Source organism: Pseudomonas carassii (assembly GCF_036324045.1).
Taxonomy (GTDB): domain Bacteria; phylum Pseudomonadota; class Gammaproteobacteria; order Pseudomonadales; family Pseudomonadaceae; genus Aquipseudomonas; species Aquipseudomonas peradeniyensis.
This window is the reverse complement of record NZ_JAZDCT010000011.1, coordinates 89,463-110,556: the sequence shown is the minus strand read 5'-3', so window position 1 is coordinate 110,556 and position 21,094 is coordinate 89,463. Positions and strand designations below refer to the sequence as shown.

Genomic DNA, 21,094 nt, shown 5'->3' with positions numbered 1-21,094 from the left:
GTACCTAACGAAGACGGTAAAAAGCATGAATCTTCACGAGTATCAGGGTAAGCAGCTGTTCGCTGAGTACGGCCTGCCAGTTTCCAAGGGTTTCGCTGTCGATACCCCTGAGCAAGCTGCAGAAGCCTGCGACAAGATCGGCGGGAACGAGTGGGTCGTCAAAGCCCAGGTCCACGCCGGTGGTCGCGGCAAGGCGGGCGGCGTCAAGCTGGTTCGCAGCAAGGAAGACGCCAAGGCGTTCGCTGCTCAGTGGCTGGGCAAGAACCTGGTCACCTACCAGACCGACGCCAACGGTCAGCCAGTTTCCAAGATCCTGGTCGAATCCTGCACTGACATCGCCAAAGAGCTGTACCTGGGCGCTGTAGTCGATCGTTCGAGCCGTCGCATCGTGTTCATGGCCTCCACCGAAGGTGGCGTGGACATCGAGAAAGTCGCTCACGAAACTCCTGAGAAGATCCTCAAGGCCACCATCGATCCGCTGGTCGGCGCTCAGCCGTTCCAGGGTCGTGAACTGGCGTTCCAGCTGGGTCTGGAAGGCAAGCAAGTGCAACAGTTCGCCAAGATCTTCGTAGGCCTGGCCAAGCTGTTCAAGGATCACGATCTGGCCCTGCTGGAAGTGAACCCGCTGGTGATCAAGGCCGACGGCGATCTGCACTGCCTCGATGCCAAGATCAACATCGACGCCAACGCCATGTACCGTCAGCCGAAGCTGAAGACCTTCCACGACCCGTCGCAGGACGACGCCCGTGAAGCCCACGCCGCCAAGTTCGAACTGAACTACGTTGCCCTCGAAGGCAACATCGGCTGCATGGTCAACGGTGCTGGCCTGGCCATGGGTACCATGGACATCGTCAACCTGCACGGCGGCAAGCCAGCCAACTTCCTCGACGTGGGCGGCGGCGCTACCAAAGAGCGCGTTACCGAAGCGTTCAAGATCATTCTGTCCGACAGCAATGTCGCGGCCGTTCTGGTCAACATCTTCGGCGGCATCGTTCGCTGCGACATGATTGCCGAAGGCATCATCGGCGCTGTGAAAGAAGTCGGCGTTAAAGTTCCGGTTGTCGTTCGCCTCGAAGGCAACAACGCCGAACTGGGCGCTAAAGTACTGGCAGAAAGCGGTTTGAACATCATTGCGGCAACCAGCCTGACCGACGCTGCTCAACAAGTTGTCAAAGCTGCGGAGGGCAAGTAATGAGCGTCCTGATCAATAAAGACACCAAAGTCATCTGCCAGGGCTTCACTGGCTCGCAGGGTACTTTCCACTCCGAACAAGCCATCGCCTACGGCACCAAGATGGTCGGCGGCGTCACCCCGGGCAAGGGTGGCACCACCCACCTGGGCCTGCCGGTGTTCAACACCGTGAAAGAAGCCGTGGAAGCCACCGGCGCTGACGCGTCGGTCATCTACGTACCGGCTCCTTTCTGCAAGGACTCGATTCTGGAAGCCGCCTTCGGTGGCATCAAGCTGATCGTCTGCATCACCGAGGGTATTCCTACCCTCGACATGCTGGACGCCAAGGTCAAGTGCGACGAACTGGGCGTGACCCTGATCGGCCCGAACTGCCCAGGCGTGATCACTCCGGGCGAGTGCAAGATCGGCATCATGCCGGGTCACATCCACCTGCCAGGCAAGGTCGGTATCGTTTCGCGTTCCGGCACCCTGACCTACGAAGCTGTGAAGCAGACCACCGACGCCGGCTTCGGCCAGTCGACCTGCGTCGGCATCGGCGGTGACCCGATCCCGGGCTCCAACTTCATCGACATCCTGAAGCTGTTCCAGGAAGATCCGAAGACCGAAGCGATCGTCATGATCGGTGAGATCGGCGGTTCCGCTGAAGAAGAAGCCGCGGCCTACATCAAGGCCAACGTGACCAAGCCTGTCGTTTCCTACATCGCCGGTGTTACCGCACCTGCTGGCAAGCGCATGGGCCACGCTGGCGCCATCATCTCCGGTGGCAAGGGTACTGCGGACGAGAAGTTCGCCGCCCTGCAGGACGCTGGTGTGAAAACCGTGCGTTCCCTGGCTGACATCGGCAAGGCCCTGGCCGAGCTGACTGGCTGGGAAGTCAAGAAGTAAGTAGCACGTAGTACCCCCCCACGCGCACAAAGGCCACCTTCGGGTGGCCTTTGTCGTTTTTCTTCGGTCATCCGCGCTCTCACACCTATGAAAATTCGATCCCTTCAATCAGGATTTTCAACCAGACATCTGCCCAAATCCGCAATAAATTGTCGCCTAACACGTTCAACCAGACGACAAACACATACGCACATCGGACAAGCAGCACTGTGCCAGTGCGTTTGTCAGGCAAAACAGGTAGGCTACGCGTTCACTCTGTGCCCGTACCCCAAAAGGGAACGACACGCTAAACGGGTCTGGCTCACCAAGCCGGGCAGCATTTCCCTTCATCCTGTGGGAAATCCCCTCCGACTCCCGATTTCAGCAGTGTGGTATTTCCTTAAATGAAAGTGTTAAAAGGCCAGGATATCCTGGCGCTTGGCTTTATGACGTTCGCGCTGTTCGTCGGCGCCGGCAACATCATCTTCCCGCCTATCGTCGGTCTGCAATCCGGTCCGCACGTGTGGATGGCCGCACTCGGCTTCCTGGTCACCGCCGTGGGCCTGCCGGTCATCACCGTGGTCGCCCTGGCCAAGGTCGGTGGCGGCATGGACGCCCTGAGCAGCCCGATCGGCAAGTTCTTCGGTGGCCTGCTGGCGGCCGTGTGCTACCTCTCGGTCGGCCCGCTGTTCGCCACTCCGCGCACCGCGACCGTGTCGTTCGAAGTGGGCGTTGCACCGCTGACCGGTGAGAGTCCAGTGGCGCTGCTCATCTACAGCGTTGTGTACTTCGCCGTGGTGCTGGCCGTGTCCATGTACCCGGGCAAGCTGCTCGACACCGTGGGCCGCTTCCTCGCGCCGTTGAAGATCATCGCCCTGGCGGTGCTGGGCATCGCGGCCTTCGCCCTGCCTGCCGGCACCATTGGCGAGGCCCAGCCTGCCTACGCCGCCGCTGCGTTCTCCAAAGGCTTCTCCGATGGCTACCTGACCATGGACACCCTGGGCGCCCTGGTCTTCGGTATCGTCATCGTCAACGCCATCCGCTCGCGTGGCGTCGAGTCGCCGAAGCTGATCACCCGCTATGCCATCATCGCCGGCCTGATTGCCGGTGTCGGCCTGGTGCTGGTGTATGTCAGCCTGTTCCGCCTCGGCGCGGGCAGCCATGACATCGCCGCCGACGCCACCAACGGCGCGATGGTCCTGCATGCCTATGTGCAGCACACCTTCGGCTCCCTGGGCAGCGGCTTCCTCGCCGTGCTGATCGCCCTGGCCTGCCTGGTGACCGCTGTTGGCCTGACCTGCGCCTGCGCCGAGTACTTCAGCCAGATCCTGCCGCTGTCGTACCGCACCCTGGTGGTGATCCTGGCCGGCTTCTCGCTGGTGATCTCCAACCTGGGCCTGACCAAGCTGATCATGTTCTCGATTCCCGTGCTGACGGCGATCTATCCGCCGTGCATCGTGGTCGTGGGCCTGAGCTTCGTGAAGGACCTGTGGAATTCGCCAACCCGCATCCTGGCCCCGGTCATGCTGGTGTCGCTGGTGTTCGGCGTTGTCGACGCCATCAAGGGCAGCAGCTTTGCCCACGTACTGCCTGACGCCCTGGCTCACCTGCCGTTCAGCAACGAAGGCATGGCCTGGCTGGTGCCTTCGGTGGTCACCCTGGCCGCCGCCGTGGTCTTCGACCGCATGCTGGGCAAGCCGCGCGAGGCGCTGGCTTGATGGATTGAAGCCCGAAGGGCAGGGCGCCGGCCACAAGCCGAAGGGCGCCTGACCAAGGTGGATATCGAAACCCCGCTGCCGAAAGGCGCGGGGTTTTTTGTGGGCTGTACCGACGCTATCGCGGGGCAAGTCGCATCGGCGATTTTCACCGGATGGCGTGTCTTTTACCGAATCCGGGCGTCGAAAACCGGTCTGTTTCTCTTTGACGGGATTCCTGCATGAGCTTCATCCAAAACAACCTGGGCAACCTCCTGGCCGCCTGCTGGTTCGCCATCTGCTGGGGCGGCTATACCCGCTATGCCATCTGGAAAGGCCGCGACACAGCGTGCCTGGCCAGCGTGTTGCACCTGTACCGCGAAGACTGGATGCGCCGCATGCTGCTGCGCGATAACCGCATCGCCGATGCCAGCGTGATCGGTAACCTGGAGCGCAACGCGTCGTTCTTCGCCTCCAGTACCTTGATCATCCTCGCCGGCATCCTTACCGTGCTCGGTGCGTCGGATCGCGCGCTGTCGCTGCTGGCCGACCTGCCACTGGTGCAGCAGGCCTCGCAAGGGATGTCGGAAATCAAGTTGCTGTGCCTGGCGATGGTGTTCGTTTACGCCTTCTTCACCTTCAGCTGGTGCATGCGCCAATACAACTTCGCCGCCGTGCTGGTGGGCTCGGCGCCGATGATCGGCGAGCGCCTGGTCAACGAACTCGAGCGCAAGGCTTTCGCCTCTCGGGCTGCGCGGGTACTGTCGCTGGCCGCCAACCAGTTCAACCTGGGGTTGCGTTCGTATTACTTCGGCATGGCCATGCTGAGCTGGTTCATCAGCCCCTGGTTGTTCATGGTCATGAGCGTGGGCGTGGTATTCATCCTGTATCGCCGCGAGTTCCACTCCCATGTACTGGAAGTGATGGTGTTCACACCGACCGAAAGTGTCTCGGTCGAGGCAGGCAAGGACACTTCCGGTATTACCAGCTGAAGCCTTTCAGCGTTAAACTCCAGGTACAAAAAAACCCGACATTGTCGGGTTTTTTTGTACTGCGCGATTACTGCTTGGCAGGCTCGGCAGGCGCAGTGGTCGGCGCTGGAGTGGTCGGCGCGGCTTCCTCGGCGGCCTTCTGCTGCGCTTCGGCCTGATCTTTGGCGGCTTCGGCGTTTTCCTTGGCGGCTTCGTTCATTTTATCCTGAGCTTCGCCCATCTTTTCCTGGGCTTGCTCGGCGTGTTGCTGTGCGTCCTGGGCTTTGTCTTCGCTCGCTTTATCGCAAGCAGCCAGGCCCATGGCAGCGGCCAGCATCAGAGCAAAAGCAAAAGGTTTACGCATGGGGTGTTTCTCCTGGGTGGAATAACTTTACTTGTTCCTTCGAGTTCGCCGATGGCGAATAAGTTCCACGCAGGTTACAGATATATAACTGTCTGGCCTATATAGACTTTTTATTCATTTTATGCAGCGAGGGAAAATGAACGAGACGCCTTTGATGGCGATGGCCGAGCGTTTTCTCTCGGCGCTGAAACATTGCCAGGTATTGCAGATGCGTGTGCACCACGCCGACACCGACGGCATGACGCTGGTACTGCCCTGGTCGCCGGTTATAGTCGGCAATCCGCAGAACGGCGCGGTACACGGTGGCGTGCTGACCACGCTGATGGATACCACCTGCGGCATGGCCACGCTCTGCGCGCTGCCGCGTTTCGAGGTGTGCCCGACCCTGGACCTGCGCATCGACTACATGCACCCGGCCGAGGCGGGCAAGGATATCTACGGCCACGCCCAATGCTACCGGGTGACCCGCGATGTCATTTTCACCCGTGGCACCGCCTACCAGGACGACCCTTCGAAACCGATCTGCCAAGTGGTCGGCACCTTCATGCGCCTGGGGCAGGACGTCAAGGGCGGCATCCGCTTCGGCAACAGCCTCAAGGAGGGCCGCGCGTGATTCCCGCCGATATCCGTCAACAGCTGAACCAGGCCCACGCGCGGGGCGACTACCAGCCCCTGCTGGCGTTGATCCCGTATGCCGGGCTGATCGGCATCGAATGCGAGCGCCAGGACGACGACCTGCTGTTCCGCCTTCCGGCCAACCCCGACAACATCGGCAACCCGTTGCTGCCGGCGATCCATGGTGGCGTCATCGCCGGTTTCATGGAGCTGTCCGCGGCGCTCTACCTGCTGATCTACAGCGAGAGCGCGAGCATCCCCAAGATCATCGATTTCTCCATCGACTACCTGCGCGCCGGACATTTTCGTGACACTTATGCCCAGTGTCAGCTTTGGCGCCAAGGGCGGAGGGTGACCAACGTGGCGATCACCGCCTGGCAGGGCGATCGCGACACGCCGATTGCCACGGCGCGCGCGCATTTCAAGATCGAACCGGAAAAGCCCTTGAAATAGTCAGGGCTGCCCCCATCTGTTGGACATCCGCCATCAAAAGCAGGCCAGACGGCCGCCAGGCGCCAACAACCAACAGATTGGAGTTTTGAAGACCATGAGTGTGGAGACTCAAAAAGAAACCCTGGGCTTCCAGACCGAGGTAAAGCAGCTGCTGCACCTCATGATCCATTCCCTGTATTCGAACAAGGAAATCTTCCTGCGCGAGCTGGTCTCCAACGCCTCCGACGCCGTCGACAAGCTGCGTTTCGAGGCCCTGGCCAAGCCCGAGCTGCTTGAAGGTGGCGCCGAACTGAAGATCCGCGTGAGCTTCGACAAGGCCGCCAATACCGTGACCCTCGAGGACAACGGTATCGGCATGAGCCGCGAAGACGTCATCGCCCACCTGGGCACCATTGCCAAGTCCGGCACCGCCGACTTCATGAAGAACCTCACCGGTGACCAGAAGAAGGACTCGCACCTGATCGGTCAGTTCGGCGTGGGCTTCTACTCCGCGTTCATCGTCGCCGACAAGGTCGATGTGTTCAGCCGTCGCGCCGGCCTGCCGGCCGCCGAAGGCGTGCACTGGTCGTCCAAGGGCGAGGGCGACTTCGAAGTTGCCACGGTCGACAAGCCAGAGCGCGGCACCCGCATTGTCCTGCACCTGAAAAAGGGTGAGGACGAGTTCGCCGATGGCTGGCGCCTGCGCAACATCATCAAGAAATACTCCGATCACATCGCCTTGCCGATCGAGCTGCCAAAGGAGCAGTCCACCGCCGAGGGTGAGGAGCAGCCGGCGCAGGAGTGGGAAACCGTCAACCGCGCCAGCGCCCTGTGGACCCGTTCGCGTACCGAGGTCAAGGACGAGGAATACCAGGAGTTCTACAAGCACATCGGTCATGACTTCGAGAACCCGCTGGCCTGGAGCCACAACAAGGTCGAAGGCAAGCTCGAATACAACTCGCTGTTGTACGTGCCGGCCCGCGCACCGTTCGACCTGTACCAGCGCGAAGCGCCACGCGGCCTGAAGCTGTACGTGCAGCGCGTGTTCATCATGGACCAGGCCGAGTCGTTCCTGCCGCTGTACCTGCGCTTCATCAAGGGTGTGGTCGACTCCAACGACCTGTCGCTGAACGTTTCCCGCGAGATCCTGCAGAAGGATCCGATCATCGATTCGATGAAGACCGCGCTGACCAAGCGCGTGCTGGACATGCTGGAGAAGCTGGCGAAGAACGAACCCGAGCAGTACAAGGGTTTCTGGAAGAACTTCGGCCAGGTGCTGAAGGAAGGCCCGGCCGAAGACTTCGCCAACAAGGAGAAGATCGCCAGCCTGCTGCGCTTTGCCTCCACCCATGACGACAGCGGCGAGCAGAGCGTTGCCCTGGCCGACTACCTGGCGCGCGCCAAGGAAGGCCAGGACAAGATCTACTTCCTGACCGGCGAGTCCTACGCCCAGGTCAAGAACAGCCCGCACCTGGAAGTCTTCCGCAAGAAAGGCATCGAAGTGCTGCTGCTGACCGACCGCATCGACGAGTGGCTGATGAGCTACCTCAGCGAGTTCGATGGCAAGGCCTTCGTCGACGTCGCCCGTGGCGACCTGGACCTGGGCAAGCTGGACTCCGAAGAGGACAAGAAGGCCCAGGAAGAAGTTGCCAAGGACAAGGAAGGCCTGGTCGAGCGCCTGAAGGGCGCGCTGGGTGACAGCGTGGCCGAGGTGCGAGTCTCGCACCGCCTGACCGACTCGCCGGCGATCCTGGCCATCGGCGAACAGGACCTGGGCCTGCAGATGCGCCAGATCCTCGAAGCCAGCGGGCAGAAGGTGCCGGAGTCCAAGCCGATCTTCGAGTTCAACCCGACCCACCCGCTGATCGAGAAGCTCGATGGCGAGCAGAGCGAAGACCGCTTCGCCGAGCTTTCGCACATCCTGTTCGACCAGGCGGCCCTGGCGGCCGGCGACAGCCTGAAGGACCCGGCGGCCTATGTGCGTCGCCTCAACAAGCTGCTGGTCGAGCTGTCCGCTTGATCTGACGCAGACAAAGCCCGCTTCGGCGGGCTTTTTCGTTTCTGGCGGGGACTCACTTGTGGGAGCGGGCCCGCGATACCTGCTTCGCGGGGCAAGCCCGCTCCCACGAATACATCTATCATGTGCTGACCCGTGAAGCCCAAGGAGAGCTGAATGAGCAAGGTCATCGTCGAATCGCTGGTCTATCACCTGTCAGGCAAAGCCTACGAAAGCCGTCTGGTCTACACCCAGGGCGCGCTGCCGCAGCCGGGCCTGGTGATGGCGCCGAACTGGATGGGTATCGGCGAGGGCGCCGAACGTATCGCCAAGGAAGTGGCCGAGCAAGGCTATGTGGTGCTGATTGCCGACCTGTACGGCCAGTCGGTGCGCCCGTCCAATGCCGACGAGGCGGGCGCGGCGATGATGCCGCTGAAGAACGATCGCGCCGAGCTGCGCAAGCGCATGCAGGAGGCGCTGGCGCAACTGGTGGGGCAATCGAAGGCCTTGCTGGAGCCCGGCAAGGTAGCCACTTTCGGCTTCTGCTTCGGCGGCTGCTGCGCCCTGGAGCTGGCTCGTACCGGTGCCGACCTGAAGGCCGCCGTTTCCTTCCACGGCACCCTGGACACGCCGAACCCCGAGGATGCCAAGCGTATCAAAGGCTCGGTGTTGGTACTGCATGGTGCCTCTGACCCGCTGGTGCCCAAAGAGCAGCTACCGGCCTTCGAGGAGGAGATGAATGCCGCTAAAGTCGACTGGCAGTTGCTTAGCTATGGCGGTGCGGTGCACTCGTTCACCGACCCGAATGCCAATGTGCCGGGCAAGATGCAGTATGACCGGCGTACGTCCGAGCGGGCGTTCCGCTCGATGCATAACCTGCTCAAGGAAGTGTTCCAGCGCTGATACCGCAGGGGGCCGCTTTGCGGCCCTTTCGCGACACAAGGCCGCTCCTACAGGGGGGCGCGTATTTCTGTAGGAGCGGCCTTGTGTCGCGAAAGGGCTGCAACGCAGCCCCAATTCAGCGAGGCAACTCGATTCTCGAAGTTTCCCCCGGCACCGTCGGCCAATCCCCCGCAGCCCACTTGGCTCGCGCTCGCTCGATCAACTCCGGATCACTGGCGACGAAATTCCAGTTCATCCGCCGCGGTCCGTCCAATGCCGCGCCGCCGATCAGTACAAACTGGCACGTTTCCTCGGCATACAACACCAGCTCTTCGCCCTCGGGCAGCACGATCAGGTTGCATGGCTCGACTTCCTCATCATCTAGCATCAACTCACCTTCGAGCAGATACAACGCGCGCTGTTCGTGCTCGTCGGGCACGATCAGGGTGGTGGCCGGCTGCATGTGCACATGGGCATAGAGGGTAGGGGAGAGCACTGGCACCGGTGATGTCAGGCAGAACCCAGTGCCGGCAATCATGCGGATCTGCACGCCCAGGTTGTCGCTGACCGGGAGACTGGCCGCCGGGTGGTGGCTGTAGCTCGCCGGCCCTTGTTCGGCGCTTTGCGGGGAAGCCAGCCATACCTGCAGTCCATGCAGGCGCGAGCCTTTGCGAAACACTTCTGCCGGCGTGCGCTCGACATGCGCCACGCCTGCGCCGGCGGTCATCCAACTGACATCCCCCGGCTGTACATGCTGGTCCGAACCCAGGCTGTCCTTGTGCTGGATTTCACCCTCGAACAGGTAGGTAAGGGTGGATAGGCCAATATGCGGATGCTGGCGAATGTCCATGCCATGCCCCGGCGCGTAGTCGGTTTCCAGCATATGGTCGAAGAACACGAAAGGGCCGACGCTGCGGCACTGCGCCGAGGGCAGCGGGCGCAGGATCGGCTGGCCCTCGACCGATTCGGCACGTGGGCGGATGACCAGGGGACTGCTCATGGCGAAACTCCTTGAGGGATGCCTGCAAGCATAGCGTTTCACCGTCCGTGGCTGAACCGTCGCGGGTGCTGTCCGGTCTACTCTTGCGGGACCGGCAAAGGAGGCTTCGATGATCGCCCGCACACTGGCTTGCCTGTTGCTGAGCACAGGCCTGTTCGACGCCGCGCAGGCCCGCGACTACCGCTACAGCGATGCGCACCTGCACTACGTGGACTTCTTCCAGGAAACCGAGGGCATGCCGGCGCTGCTCAAGGCCATGGACGCGGCCGGGGTTGAGCAGTCGATGATCTCCGGCATCCCGGTGGCCAAGAAGTGGCATGAGGATGAGCCCAAGCGCCCTCGCTATTACGCCGGGGACGACGCTGACGCCTACTGGTACAGCGCCACCGACCTGTATGTCGCCGCCGCGTTGCAGAAGCTGCCAGCGGAGCAACGCCGTCGCTTCCACCCGTTCCTCACCGGCTTCAATCCGGTGGACAAGAACGCCGTCAGTCATATCGAGCGCATGCTCGACCTCTATCCGGGGTTGTGGCAGGGCATCGGCGAAGTATTCACCCGCCATGACGACCTCACCGCCCTGACCAGCGGCGATACGCCGCGGGCCAACAATGAAGCCATGACCCGTATCTATCACCTGGCTGCCGAGCGCGACCTGCCGGTGCTGTTGCATTCGAACATCACCTCCAAGCGCGAACGCAACCCGCTGTACCTGGCCGAGATCGAGGAACCGCTGCGCAACCACCCGCATACCCGCTTCATCTGGGCTCACGCCGGCAGCAGTCTGGAGATCCATCGGCACCAGGAACAGATGGATTTTCTCCTGCCGGTGCTGACCCGCCTGCTGGAGGACTACCCGAACCTGTACGTCGACCTGTCCTGGAGTGTGCTCGAGCCCTACCTGCTGGATCCACAGGGTGCGCCGCGCCAGGACTGGCTGGCGTTGGTCGAGCGCTTCCCGCAGCGCTTCGTGCTCGGCTCCGATCTTGTGGGGCGGTTCGACAGCCTGGGTGAGCAGATGCACGGTTTCGACCCCTTCCTCGATGCCTTGCCGGCAGCGGTGGCGGAGCAGGTGAGTCGGACAAATTTTGTCAATCTGCTGCCAAAAGCGGCGAAGTAGCGCGTTATAGCAGTAGATAGCTTTTTGATATCGCCTTTTCGTCTTACGCAATTTCCAGGCGGCCCGATACCTTCATTAAGCGACGGAACAACGCTTTTGGGAGGGATCCTGGAAATGAGCCTGAGACGCTTGAATATCGCCCCGCGCGCGGGACTGGGCTTCGGCATCATGGCGCTGCTGGTGGTGGCGCTGGGCGGCTTCGCGCTGCAGCAGATGACCAGCATGCGCCAGCAGTCCGAGCAGGTCGACAACAACTGGCTGCCGAGCGTGATCTCGGTGGGCCGCATGACCCAGGACATGCTGCGCATCCGCGCCTTGACCCTGCGCCTGCTGGTCAACACCGAGCCGGCCGCCCAGCAGCTGAACCGTACCCGCATAGAAGAAATCAAAGGTGGCTTGAGCAAGGCCCAGAGCCATTACGACGCCTTGATCGTGCTGCCCGAGGAGCGGACCTTGTTCGACCGCTACCAGGTCCTGGAGCGTCAATACATGACCTTGCAGGGGCAGGTGGTGCAGTTGGCCACCGATGGGCATGTCCAGGCTGCAGCGGCGCTGGTCAACGGCGAGATGAACCAGTTGGCCGACCAGATGACGGCCACGCTCAACGAGCTGATCGAGCTGAACAACCACCAGGCCAACTCCGCCACCGACCTGGCCGAGGCCGTGTACAACGGCGCCAAGGTGTGGGTCGGCGTGCTGCTGGTGATCGCCCTGAGCCTCACCGTGGTGCTCGCCCTGGCCCTGACCCGCAGCATCGTGCGACCACTCGGGCAGTCACTTAAGGTGGCCGAGACGGTCGCCACGGGCGACCTCACGCCGCAGATCACCGTGCAGGGCGACGATGAGCCGGCGCGCCTGCTGGCGGCGCTCAAGAGCATGCAGCAGAGCCTGCGCGAGACCATCGGGCGGATTTCCGACTCGGCCAGCCAGCTGGCTTCTGCGTCGGAGGAGTTGAGTGCTGTCACCGAGGATGCCACCCGTGGTCTGCAGCAGCAGAGCATGGAAATCGAGCAGGCCGCGACTGCGGTGAACCAGATGACGGCGGCGGTGGAGGAGGTGGCGAGCAATGCGGTGGCCACTTCGGAGGCTTCCCGCGAGTCCGACCAGATCGCCCGCCGTGGGCGCGAGCAGGTGCAGGCCACGGTCACCGCCATCGAGGCGCTGGCCAATGGCGTGGCGGGCAACGCCGAAGAGGTGGGGCAGTTGGCCCAGCAGGTGCACGACATCAGCAAGGTGCTGGATGTGATCGGCTCGATCGCCGAGCAGACCAACCTGCTGGCGCTCAATGCCGCCATCGAGGCGGCGCGGGCTGGTGAGGCCGGGCGCGGGTTCGCCGTGGTCGCCGACGAGGTGCGGGCGCTGGCCCATCGCACGCAGACCTCGACCCAGGAGATCGAGCAGATGATCGTTGCCATCCGCAGCGGCGCCGAGCGGGCCGTGCAGGGCATGCAGCACAGCGACGCCCAGGCCCGTTCGACCCTCGACGGCGCCCATGCCGCCGGCCAGGCGCTGGAGGCGATCGCCGCAGCCATCGGCCAGATCAACGAACGCAACCTGGTGATCGCCAGTGCCTCGGAGCAGCAGGCCCAGGTGGCGCGGGAGGTGGACCGCAACCTGACCACCATCCGCGACCTGGCGCACCAGTCCTCGGCGGGGGCCGAGGAGACGTCCGCCGCGAGCCAGGCGCTGTCGCGATTGGCGGTGGACCTGAACACCCTGGTACAGCGGTTTTCTGTCTGACGCTCCTACAGGTGGATGTGATTCGTCCGGCAGCACAAACAAAAACGCCCGGACCAAGGTCCGGGCGTTCTCGTTCAGCAGATCAAGCGATCACTTGCCAGTCCAGCGCTTGAGCACCAGGGTGGCGTTGGTGCCGCCGAAGCCGAAGCTGTTGCTCATGACCGTGTCGATCTTGGCGTTCTCTTCGGTCTTGCGCAGTACCGGCAGGTCGGCGACCTCTGGGTCCAGCTCGTCGATGTTGGCGGAGCCGGCGATGAAGTTGTTCTCCATCATCAGCAGGCAGTAGATCGCCTCGTGCACGCCCGCGGCGCCCAGCGAGTGGCCCGACAGGCTCTTGGTCGAGCTGATCTTCGGTGCCTTGTCGCCGAACACTTCACGCACGCCCTTCATCTCGGCGACGTCGCCGACCGGGGTGGAGGTGCCGTGGGTGTTCAGGTAGTCGATCGGGGTGTCGACGGTGGACAGCGCCTGCTGCATGCAGCGGATCGCGCCTTCGCCGCTCGGGGCGACCATGTCGTAGCCGTCGGAAGTCGCGCCGTAGCCGACGATCTCGGCGTAGATCTTGGCGCCACGGGCCAGGGCGTGTTCCAGCTCCTCGACCACCACCATGCCGCCGCCGCCGGCGATGACGAAGCCGTCACGGTCGGCGTCGTAGGCGCGCGAGGCCAGTTCCGGGGTTTCGTTGCGCTTGGTCGACAGGGCGCCCATGGCGTCGAACAGGAACGACTGGCTCCAGTGCTCTTCTTCACCGCCACCGGCGAAGACGATGTCTTGCTTGCCCCACTGGATCTGCTCCAGGGCGGTGCCGATGCAGTGCGCGGAGGTGGCGCAGGCCGACGAGATCGAGTAGTTGATGCCCTTGATCTTGAACGGAGTGGCCAGGCACGCCGACACGGTGCTGCCCATGGTGCGGGTGACACGGTACGGGCCGACGCGCTTGACGCCTTTTTCGCGCAGGGTGTCCAGGGCTTCCATCTGGTTCAGGGTGGAAGCGCCGCCGGAGCCGGCAACCAGGCCGGTACGCGGGTTGGAAACCTGCTCTTCGGTCAGGCCCGAGTCCTTGATCGCGTCCTGCATCGCCAGGTAGGCGTAGGCGGCGGCGTGGCCGACGAAGCGATAGACCTTGCGGTCGATCAGCTCTTCGAGGTTGAGGTCGATGGAACCGGAAACCTGGCTACGCAGCCCCATTTCCTTGTATTCCGGGTTGTAACGGATACCCGGACGGCTGTTGCGCAGGTTTTCGGTGACGGTAGCTTTGTCATTGCCCAGGCACGATACGATGCCCAGACCAGTGATCACGACGCGGCGCATGCGAATAACCCTTAGAAATTGTCAGTGGAGGTGAACACGCCGACCCGCAGGCCTTCGGCGGTGTAGATCTCGCGACCGTCGACGCTGACCGAGCCATCGGCGATGGCCATGTTCAGCTTGCCCTTCAGGACGCGCTTGATATGAATGTTGTAGGTGACTTTCTTGGCGGTAGGCAATACCTGGCCGAAGAATTTCACTTCGCCCGAACCCAGGGCACGGCCACGGCCCGGCAGGCCCTGCCAGCCGAGGAAGAAACCGACCAACTGCCACATGGCATCCAGGCCCAGGCAGCCCGGCATCACCGGATCGCCTTCGAAGTGGCAGGCGAAGAACCACAGGTCCGGATTGATATCCAGCTCGGCGACCAATTCACCTTTGCCGAACTTGCCGCCTTCCTCGCTGATATGGGTGATGCGATCGACCATCAGCATGTTCGGGGCGGGCAGTTGCGCATTACCGGGGCCGAACAGCTCACCGCGACTGCAGCGCAGCAGGTCTTCCCGAGTAAAGGCGTGTTGTTTGGTCATGCGAGCTCCTCAATAACCCCCTGCGGCAGGGGATGAATCTTCCCGGCCGGCCCGAAGCGCTTGGCATTCGAGGCGGCAGCCTACAGGTAGACTATTGCGTTGTGGTGAAAGTCACAGCGCACCTGGCAAAAGAAGTACAGGTGTGCACTGAAATGTTATTTTCCGGCCCTGAGGCGGTCCTGTCCAGTCCTTAAGACTGCCGCAATTTAGCATTTATCGCCAGTCGCGGCTGTCCGACCCGGCAACCAGCGCTGCAGGATGCGTTGCAGATCAGTGCGTTTGAACGGCTTGCTCAGGTAATCGTTCATCCCGGCTGCCAGGCAGCGTTCGCGGTCGCCCTGCAGCGCGCTGGCGGTCAGGGCGATGATCGGCAGGCCCTCGGTGCGCGGCAACTGGCGGATGCGGCGGGTGGCCTCGTAGCCGTCGACATTCGGCAGGCGGCAGTCCATCAGCACGGCGGCAAAGCGCTGCTGGCCGACCATATCGACCGCCTGGGCACCGTCCATGGCCAGGCTCACTTCGAAACCGAGGCTGCGCAGCATTGCTTCGATGACGCTCTGGTTGACCGGATTGTCCTCCACCAGCAGGACCCGCCCGCCGCCTGCGTCCGTCGTGCTGTCCCGGGGCGCGGCGCCGGGCAGGGCGGCGGGAGCGCTGGCCAGGGCCAGCGGCATCTCCAGGGTGAAGGTCGAGCCCAACCCCTCGCGGCTCTCGCCGCGCAGCTGGCCGCCCATGCGCTCGGCCAGTGTGCGGGCGATCGACAGGCCCAGGCCGGTGCCGCCGTAGCGCCGGGAAATGGTGTTGTCGGCCTGCTGGAAGGCCACGAACATCATCTCCAGGCGGTTGCTGTCGATGCCGATGCCGGTGTCGCGCACGGTGCAGGTCAGCCAGATCAACTGGCGGTCGAGCACCTGCCAGCGCGCCTCGATGGCCACCTCGCCACGCTCGGTGAATTTCAGCGCGTTGCCCACCAGGTTCAGCAGGATCTGGCGGATCCGCGTCGGATCGCCCACCACCTGCAGCGCGTTCATGCCCGGCGGCAACTGCAGGCGCAGGTCCAGGTTGCGCTGCTGGGCGCTGTGCTGGAACGACAGCACGCTGCTGGTGATCAGCTCGCCGAGGTTGAAGTCGATGTGCTCCAGCTCCAGGTTGGTGCGCTCGATCCGCGAGAAATCGAGGATGTCGTTGATCACCTTGAGCAGGTGGCCGGTGGATTCGCTGGCCACGGCGGTGTAGTCGGCCTGCTCGCTGGTCAGCTCGGTGGTCTCGAGCAGTTGCAGCATGCCCAGCACGCCGTTCATGGGCGTGCGCAGCTCGTGGCTCATCATCGCCAGGAAGTCCGACTTGGCGCGGTTGGCCTGCTCGGCCTCCTCGCGGGCCTGGATCAGCTGGCCCATGGCTTGTTGCTGTTCGTGGGCGGCCTGGTCGAGGGCGCTGGCCAGGTTGTTGATGTGCCGGGCCAGGTGGCCCAGCTCGCTGTCGTCGACCACCGGTAGCGGCGCGTTGAAGTCGCCTTGCTGGATTGCCCGGACCGCGTGGCCCATGTCGCTGATCGGCTTGGACAGGCTGGTGGCCAGGCGCCGCGCCAGCAGGAAGGTGAACAGCAAGGCGAACAGGGCAAGGATCGCGGCCTTGATCACGATCTCCTGCTGGCGTTGGCTGAAGGCGTCATCGGACATGCCGACGATCACCCGGCCGAGATAATCGTCGCCGATGCTCGGCGCTGGCGCCTTGCCCTGCAGGAAGTCGTTGTCCAGGCGAATCTGCTGCAGGCGGATCGGCGCCTGGAACACCTCGACGCGCTGGGCGCGGCTGTGGCTTTCATCGGGTTGCTCGACATACATCAGGATATGGTTGCGGCTGTCCTGCACCTCGAGGAAACGCACGTGGGGAATGCTCAGGGTGGCGCGCATCAGGCTCTCGAGCACTTCGTTGTTGCCCGAGATCACCCCGTACTCGGAGGCCGGCGCCAGCTGGTTGGCGATCAGTTGCCCGGTGTGGTTGAGTTCCTGGCGCAGGTCCTGGATCCGCACGAAGGTGAAGAAGCTGATCAGCAGCAGGGTCAGCAACAGGGCAGGGCCCAGGCTGATGATCTGGGTGCGGGTGTGGATGTCCCAGCTCAGGCGCTTGCTCATGGGATGGAGGCTCCTTCGGCAAGGGCCAGGGCGGCGGCGACCGGGTCGATCGCCTCCAGGCCCAGGGCGCGGGCCACCTGTTGGTTGCCGCTGACACCGAAGTGCGCGGGGTAGAGGCTGCGTGGCCAGCGGGTCGGTGGCAGGTCGAGCAGTTGTCCAAGCACCGCCAGCCAGTCGTCCTGATCGCTGTAGGTGCTTGCCAGGGCGCCGGCGCGGACAAAGCCGACGTTAGGCCCGATCAGCGCCATCTGCCGGCCATAGCTGCTCAGCAGCACGTTCTTGGCCGACTTGGAGTTGTACAGATCAGGATCGTCCAGGCCGAGCAGCACATCGCTATTGCCCAGCAGGTCTTGCAGGGGACGGCTGTCGCGCAGGTCGGGCCAGTCCTGGGCGACGATTTCCAGGCCCAGTGAACTGGCGGCCTGGCGCAGCTCGTCGAGCAGGAAGCGGCTGTGTTCACCGTAGAGCACGCCGATGCGCCGTGCCTGCGGTAACAGGTAACGGGTCAGGCGCAGTTGCCGGGCCAGGGGTGGGTCGCTCCACAGCAGGGTCAGGTAGGCCGGGCGCGAGGCACCCAGGCGCTGCTCGGCCTGGACCCGGCTGACCCGCAGCGCCAGCGCCGCCGGCCCCGCAGTTTCGCCCAGGCGCCACTCCAGGGCCGGGGTGTCGAGCAGGATCAGGCGGGTGTCGGCCTTGAGCTTGCCCGGGCTCGGCAACTGCTCGACGGTCTGGAACCGCACCTGGTCGTTGGGGCGACGTTTTTCCAGGGCCGTGACGAAGCTGCGGATGCCGGGCTGGTCCTCGGCGCCCACCAGCAGGATTTCGCTGGCGGACAGCGATCCCAGGGGCCAGAGGCACAACAGCAACAGGCGCAGCAGACGGACCATCAGAATTCCAGCTCCGCGCTGACGCTCAGGCGGTGGCGGCTGTCGTACCGGTTCTGTTCCAGGGTGACCGGCTCGTCATCCAGGCGCTGCTGCCACAGCGCGGCCAGTTCCAGGTTGCTGCCCTGCACCTTGAAGCGCTTGGCCAGGCGCAGGTCGACCCGCTCGTAACGATAGCCGTTGAGGGCGTCGTCACCGTAGTAGAAGAGGGCGCTGGACCAGTCTTCGCCCCAGTCGCGCAGCCAGCCGGCCGAACCGCTGTTGCGGGCGCTCAGGCGCCGGTCGTTGGGGTTGCTGGCCCAGGCGTCGACGTAGGCGTAGGTCAGTCGCAGACGGTCGCGCTGGGTAGCGCGCCAGTCGAACTGCGCCTCGCTGCCGCTGAAGCGCGCCTTGTTGGCGTTGCTGGCGATGTACTGGTTGTTCTTCAACGGCTCGCTGATCATCCCGGTGATCTCGTCGTAGAACAGCTTCACGTCCATGCTCAGGTCGATGTCGGTGAAATAGCCGTTGTAGCCGAGCTCACGCGAGCGCATGCGCTCCTGGTCGAGGTTGCCCGGGCCGCGGGTCTTGACGAAATATTCGCCGTTCTGCAGGCCATACAGGTTGGGCGACAGGTTCTTGACCGTGTAGCTCCAGTTGACGTTGTTCTCGAACATGTCCGGCGAGCGGATCGCCTCGGAATACACGGCGCGCAGGCCATGGCGCGGGGTGATCAGGTAGTTCACCGCCATTCGTGGCGTGAGCGAGTTGCCCGACAGCTGCGAGTGCTCGTGCATTGCCCCGCCCTGGACGATCCAGTGTTCGTCGATGCGCCATTCGAGCTGGCCGAACAGGCGCCAGGTCTGGTCGTCGATGCTGCCGTTGAAGTAGGTCTGCGAGTCGGCCTTGTCATAGCGGTAGTTCATGCCGGTGACCAGGCGCAGGCTGTCGGTCAGGCTCAGGGTGTCCTGGATTTCCAGGTCGTAGCGGGTCTCGCGGGTGCTCTGGTCGACGTCGCCGCAGACCGTGTTGCGGCCACCGTTGGCCCACTGGTTCTGCACCTGGCCCATCAGTGAGCCGAGCACCGGGTCTGTGGTGCTGGGCAGGTTGCCGGTAAACAGGTTGCGCGCGACCTTCTCGGCGAAGTTCGGGTCGAGCTGCCACAGGCGGGTCAGCTCCGGGCTGAAGGCGATCGCCGCATCACAGGCGCGCCACACCTGCTGGCGGTCGAAGTGCTGGGCCGAACCCTGCACATACAGGCTGTGCTCGGGGTTCAGGTCGATGTTCCAGCGCACCGAACCTGCGTAATCCTTGGCGTTGACATCGGCGTTGTCGCCGGCCCGGTAGTTGCCGAACACCGGCTGGTAGGTATAGGGCCGCTGGTTGCTGCCTTCCTTGGCCGCCAGCTGCCATTCCAGGGTCTGGTTCGGCGCCAGGGTGTGGCTGGCGTTGAGGTTGACGCGGTTGAGCCGGCGGCTGTCGCGGTAGTCGCGGCCAAACTGGTCCTGGTCGAAGCCATCGTCCTGCTGCCCGGACAGCGACAGGCGCAGGTCGCCGCCGTCCCAGCCAAAGCCCTGGCTCGCGTAGTAGTCGTTGATGCCATCCTGGCCGCGGGTCAGCTTGACCCGCGTGCCGTGGCTGTCGGCTGGGTTGCGGGTGAGGATGTTGACCACCGCCATCAGCGCGTTGGCGCCGTAGCTGACGGTGTTGGGGCCGCGGAACACCTCGATGCGCTCGATGTCCTCGATCGCCACCGGGATATCGCTCCAGTCCACCGTGGCAAGGCCTGCTCGGTACACCGAGCGGCCGTCGATCAGCACCTGCATGCGCCGGGCGTCGCTGACGTTGCTGCCGTGGTAGTTGACCGTCGGCTGGTTGCCGGCGCCGTAGCCGATCATCATCCCCGGCACCAGGCGCAGCAGCTCGGGGATATCGCGGGCGCCACTGGCGCGGATCAGCTCGCTGTCGAGCACGGTCATGCTGCCCGGGACCGCCGCCGGGGATTGTTTCAGGCGCGTGGCGGTCAGAACCTGCGGCAGGTCCTGGTTGTCGATGAACAGGTCGTCGGCCACGGCGGGGCTGCCCAGCAGGGCAGTCAGCAACAGCAGGCGAGGGTACGGTGGCGTGCCAGGAAACACGAAACGGCCTTGTTTCAGAAATGAATCAGGCATGTTAACCGACCCTACGGCTTTTGCCAGTGATCGGCGGATGGCCTATTGCCGCATTGCGGGCTTTCCCTACCACTCTGGTGTGTGGGTTGCGTGGCCGCCGGCTGGCCCCACGATGCATACGCACTGGTTCTGTCGCATCGGCACCGTATAATGCCCGGGTCGCCACTTACTTTATTGGTTAACGGATTGGATATGACTGAACAGCAACCTGTTGCGGTTCTTGGAGGCGGCAGCTTCGGCACCGCCGTGGCGAACCTCCTGGCCGAGAACGGCCATCCGGTGCGGCAGTGGATGCGCGACCCGGCGCAGGCCGAGGCGATGCGCGTCGATCGCGAGAACCCGCGCTACCTCAAGGGCATCCGCCTGCACGACGGCGTCGAGCCGGTCAACGATCTGCTCGCCACCCTGCAGGGCAGCGCGCTGATCTTCGTCGCCTTGCCCTCCAGCGCCTTGCGCAGCGTGCTCGCGCCCCATGCCGAGCTGCTGCGCGGCAAAGGCCTGGTCAGCCTGACCAAGGGCATCGAGGCGCACACCTTCAAGCTGATGAGCCAGATCCTCGAAGAGATCGCCCCCCAGGCGCGCATCGGCGTGCTGTCGGGCCCCAACCTGGCCCGCGAGATCGCCGAGCATGCGCTGACCGCCACCGTGGTCGCCAGCGAGGATGAGGCGCTGTGCCAGCAGGTACAGGCCGTGCTGCATGGCCGTACCTTCCGCGTCTACGCCAGTGCCGACCGCTTCGGTGTCGAACTGGGCGGCGCGCTGAAGAACGTCTACGCCATCATCGCCGGCATGGCTGTGGCCCTGGGGATGGGCGAGAACACCAAGAGCATGCTGATCACCCGCGCCCTGGCCGAGATGACTCGCTTCGCCGTGAGCCAGGGCGCCAACCCCATGACCTTCCTGGGGCTGGCCGGGGTCGGCGACCTGATCGTCACCTGCTCGTCGCCCAAGAGCCGCAACTACCAGGTCGGCCACGCCCTGGGCCAGGGCCTGAGCCTGGAACAGGCGGTCAGCCGCCTGGGCGAGGTGGCCGAGGGCGTCAACACGCTCAAGGTGCTCAAGGCCAAGGCCCAGGAAGTGGGCGTGTACATGCCGCTGGTGGCGGGCCTGCACGCGATCCTGTTCGAAGGGCGCACGCTCAACCAGGTGATCGAGCACCTGATGCGCGCCGAGCCCAAGACCGATGTCGATTTCATTTCCACCAGCGGTTTCAACTGAAGG

18 protein-coding genes and 1 pseudogene are annotated in these 21,094 nt (G+C 63.7%); 12 read left to right on the top strand and 7 right to left on the bottom strand.

Annotated features, from left to right (window positions below; translation table 11 throughout):
- Nucleotides 1-25: 25 nt before the first annotated feature.
- From sucC to V0R62_RS10760, 4 genes are all read left to right on the top strand, one after another.
- A complete protein-coding gene (gene sucC, locus V0R62_RS10775; RefSeq protein ID WP_003254205.1) occupies nucleotides 26-1,192 on the top strand; it encodes an ADP-forming succinate--CoA ligase subunit beta in 1,167 nt (388 codons plus the stop codon).
- Complete coding sequence (gene sucD, locus V0R62_RS10770; RefSeq protein ID WP_004376004.1) at nucleotides 1,192-2,076, top strand: succinate--CoA ligase subunit alpha; 885 nt, start codon at nucleotides 1,192-1,194, stop codon at nucleotides 2,074-2,076. The genes sucC and sucD overlap by 1 nt, the downstream gene beginning before the upstream one ends.
- Before the next feature lie 383 nt (nucleotides 2,077-2,459).
- Nucleotides 2,460-3,773 carry a branched-chain amino acid transport system II carrier protein gene (gene brnQ / locus V0R62_RS10765; protein WP_330103717.1) on the top strand — a complete coding sequence of 438 codons (1,314 nt, stop codon included), beginning with the start codon at nucleotides 2,460-2,462 and terminating at the stop codon, nucleotides 3,771-3,773.
- 218 nt (nucleotides 3,774-3,991) lie between these two features.
- Nucleotides 3,992-4,741, top strand: a complete 750-nt coding sequence (locus V0R62_RS10760) for a DUF599 domain-containing protein (protein WP_330103716.1) — start codon at nucleotides 3,992-3,994, stop codon at nucleotides 4,739-4,741.
- 67 nt (nucleotides 4,742-4,808) lie between these two features.
- On the opposite strand, the gene V0R62_RS10755 is transcribed toward V0R62_RS10760, so the two are convergent.
- Complete coding sequence (locus V0R62_RS10755) at nucleotides 4,809-5,084, bottom strand: hypothetical protein (protein WP_050706517.1); 276 nt, start codon at nucleotides 5,082-5,084, stop codon at nucleotides 4,809-4,811.
- A gap of 136 nt (nucleotides 5,085-5,220) precedes the next feature.
- Here V0R62_RS10755 and V0R62_RS10750 point away from each other — a divergent pair, with 136 nt between their 5' ends.
- The 4 genes from V0R62_RS10750 to V0R62_RS10735 all read left to right on the top strand — a co-directional run bounded on the left by V0R62_RS10750 (nucleotide 5,221) and on the right by V0R62_RS10735 (nucleotide 9,030).
- Complete coding sequence (locus V0R62_RS10750; protein WP_330103715.1) at nucleotides 5,221-5,697, top strand: PaaI family thioesterase; 477 nt, start codon at nucleotides 5,221-5,223, stop codon at nucleotides 5,695-5,697.
- The gene (locus tag V0R62_RS10745) at nucleotides 5,694-6,152 is read left to right on the top strand and encodes a PaaI family thioesterase (RefSeq protein ID WP_330103714.1); all 459 of its coding nucleotides are present in this window, start codon (nucleotides 5,694-5,696) and stop codon (nucleotides 6,150-6,152) included. The genes V0R62_RS10750 and V0R62_RS10745 overlap by 4 nt, the downstream gene beginning before the upstream one ends.
- Before the next feature lie 94 nt (nucleotides 6,153-6,246).
- Nucleotides 6,247-8,151, top strand: coding sequence for a molecular chaperone HtpG (htpG, locus tag V0R62_RS10740; protein ID WP_330103713.1), 1,905 nt, complete (start codon nucleotides 6,247-6,249; stop codon nucleotides 8,149-8,151).
- A 153-nt stretch (nucleotides 8,152-8,304) separates the two neighbouring features.
- A complete protein-coding gene (locus V0R62_RS10735) occupies nucleotides 8,305-9,030 on the top strand; it encodes a dienelactone hydrolase family protein (RefSeq protein WP_050706513.1) in 726 nt (241 codons plus the stop codon).
- Nucleotides 9,031-9,145: 115 nt separating this feature from the next.
- Here the strand turns inward: V0R62_RS10735 and V0R62_RS10730 are convergent, their stop codons facing one another.
- A complete protein-coding gene (locus tag V0R62_RS10730; RefSeq protein WP_330103712.1) occupies nucleotides 9,146-10,009 on the bottom strand; it encodes a pirin family protein in 864 nt (287 codons plus the stop codon).
- 109 nt (nucleotides 10,010-10,118) lie between these two features.
- Between V0R62_RS10730 and V0R62_RS10725 the strand changes: the two genes are divergently transcribed.
- From V0R62_RS10725 to V0R62_RS26795, 3 genes and pseudogenes are all read left to right on the top strand, one after another.
- Nucleotides 10,119-11,126 (top strand): amidohydrolase family protein, encoded by a 1,008-nt coding sequence (locus V0R62_RS10725; RefSeq protein ID WP_330103711.1) that lies wholly within the window; start codon nucleotides 10,119-10,121, stop codon nucleotides 11,124-11,126.
- Nucleotides 11,127-11,240: 114 nt separating this feature from the next.
- A pseudogene (locus V0R62_RS26800) lies at nucleotides 11,241-12,011 on the top strand (MCP four helix bundle domain-containing protein); the annotation flags it as partial.
- Nucleotides 12,003-12,866 (top strand): methyl-accepting chemotaxis protein, encoded by an 864-nt coding sequence (locus V0R62_RS26795; RefSeq protein WP_404940847.1) that lies wholly within the window; start codon nucleotides 12,003-12,005, stop codon nucleotides 12,864-12,866. The pseudogene V0R62_RS26800 and the gene V0R62_RS26795, both read left to right, overlap by 9 nt.
- A 90-nt stretch (nucleotides 12,867-12,956) precedes the next feature.
- Here V0R62_RS26795 and fabB read toward each other — a convergent pair whose 3' ends face one another.
- The 5 genes from fabB to V0R62_RS10695 all read right to left on the bottom strand — a co-directional run bounded on the left by fabB (nucleotide 12,957) and on the right by V0R62_RS10695 (nucleotide 19,873).
- Nucleotides 12,957-14,177, bottom strand: a complete 1,221-nt coding sequence (fabB, locus tag V0R62_RS10715) for a beta-ketoacyl-ACP synthase I (protein ID WP_050706509.1) — start codon at nucleotides 14,175-14,177, stop codon at nucleotides 12,957-12,959.
- A gap of 11 nt (nucleotides 14,178-14,188) precedes the next feature.
- Nucleotides 14,189-14,704 (bottom strand): 3-hydroxyacyl-[acyl-carrier-protein] dehydratase FabA, encoded by a 516-nt coding sequence (fabA, locus tag V0R62_RS10710; RefSeq protein WP_102684717.1) that lies wholly within the window; start codon nucleotides 14,702-14,704, stop codon nucleotides 14,189-14,191.
- Between the two features lie 206 nt (nucleotides 14,705-14,910).
- On the bottom strand, nucleotides 14,911-16,839 hold the full coding sequence (locus V0R62_RS10705) for a response regulator (RefSeq protein WP_330103709.1): 1,929 nt from the start codon (nucleotides 16,837-16,839) through the stop codon (nucleotides 14,911-14,913).
- The gene (locus tag V0R62_RS10700) at nucleotides 16,836-17,726 is read right to left on the bottom strand and encodes an ABC transporter substrate-binding protein (protein WP_330103708.1); all 891 of its coding nucleotides are present in this window, start codon (nucleotides 17,724-17,726) and stop codon (nucleotides 16,836-16,838) included. The genes V0R62_RS10705 and V0R62_RS10700 overlap by 4 nt, the downstream gene beginning before the upstream one ends.
- Complete coding sequence (locus V0R62_RS10695; protein ID WP_330103707.1) at nucleotides 17,726-19,873, bottom strand: TonB-dependent receptor plug domain-containing protein; 2,148 nt, start codon at nucleotides 19,871-19,873, stop codon at nucleotides 17,726-17,728. Before V0R62_RS10695 ends, V0R62_RS10700 begins: the two co-directional genes overlap by 1 nt.
- A gap of 192 nt (nucleotides 19,874-20,065) precedes the next feature.
- Between V0R62_RS10695 and V0R62_RS10690 the strand changes: the two genes are divergently transcribed.
- Nucleotides 20,066-21,091 carry an NAD(P)H-dependent glycerol-3-phosphate dehydrogenase gene (locus tag V0R62_RS10690; RefSeq protein ID WP_186733895.1) on the top strand — a complete coding sequence of 342 codons (1,026 nt, stop codon included), beginning with the start codon at nucleotides 20,066-20,068 and terminating at the stop codon, nucleotides 21,089-21,091.
- The last annotated feature ends 3 nt before the right edge of the window (nucleotides 21,092-21,094 follow it).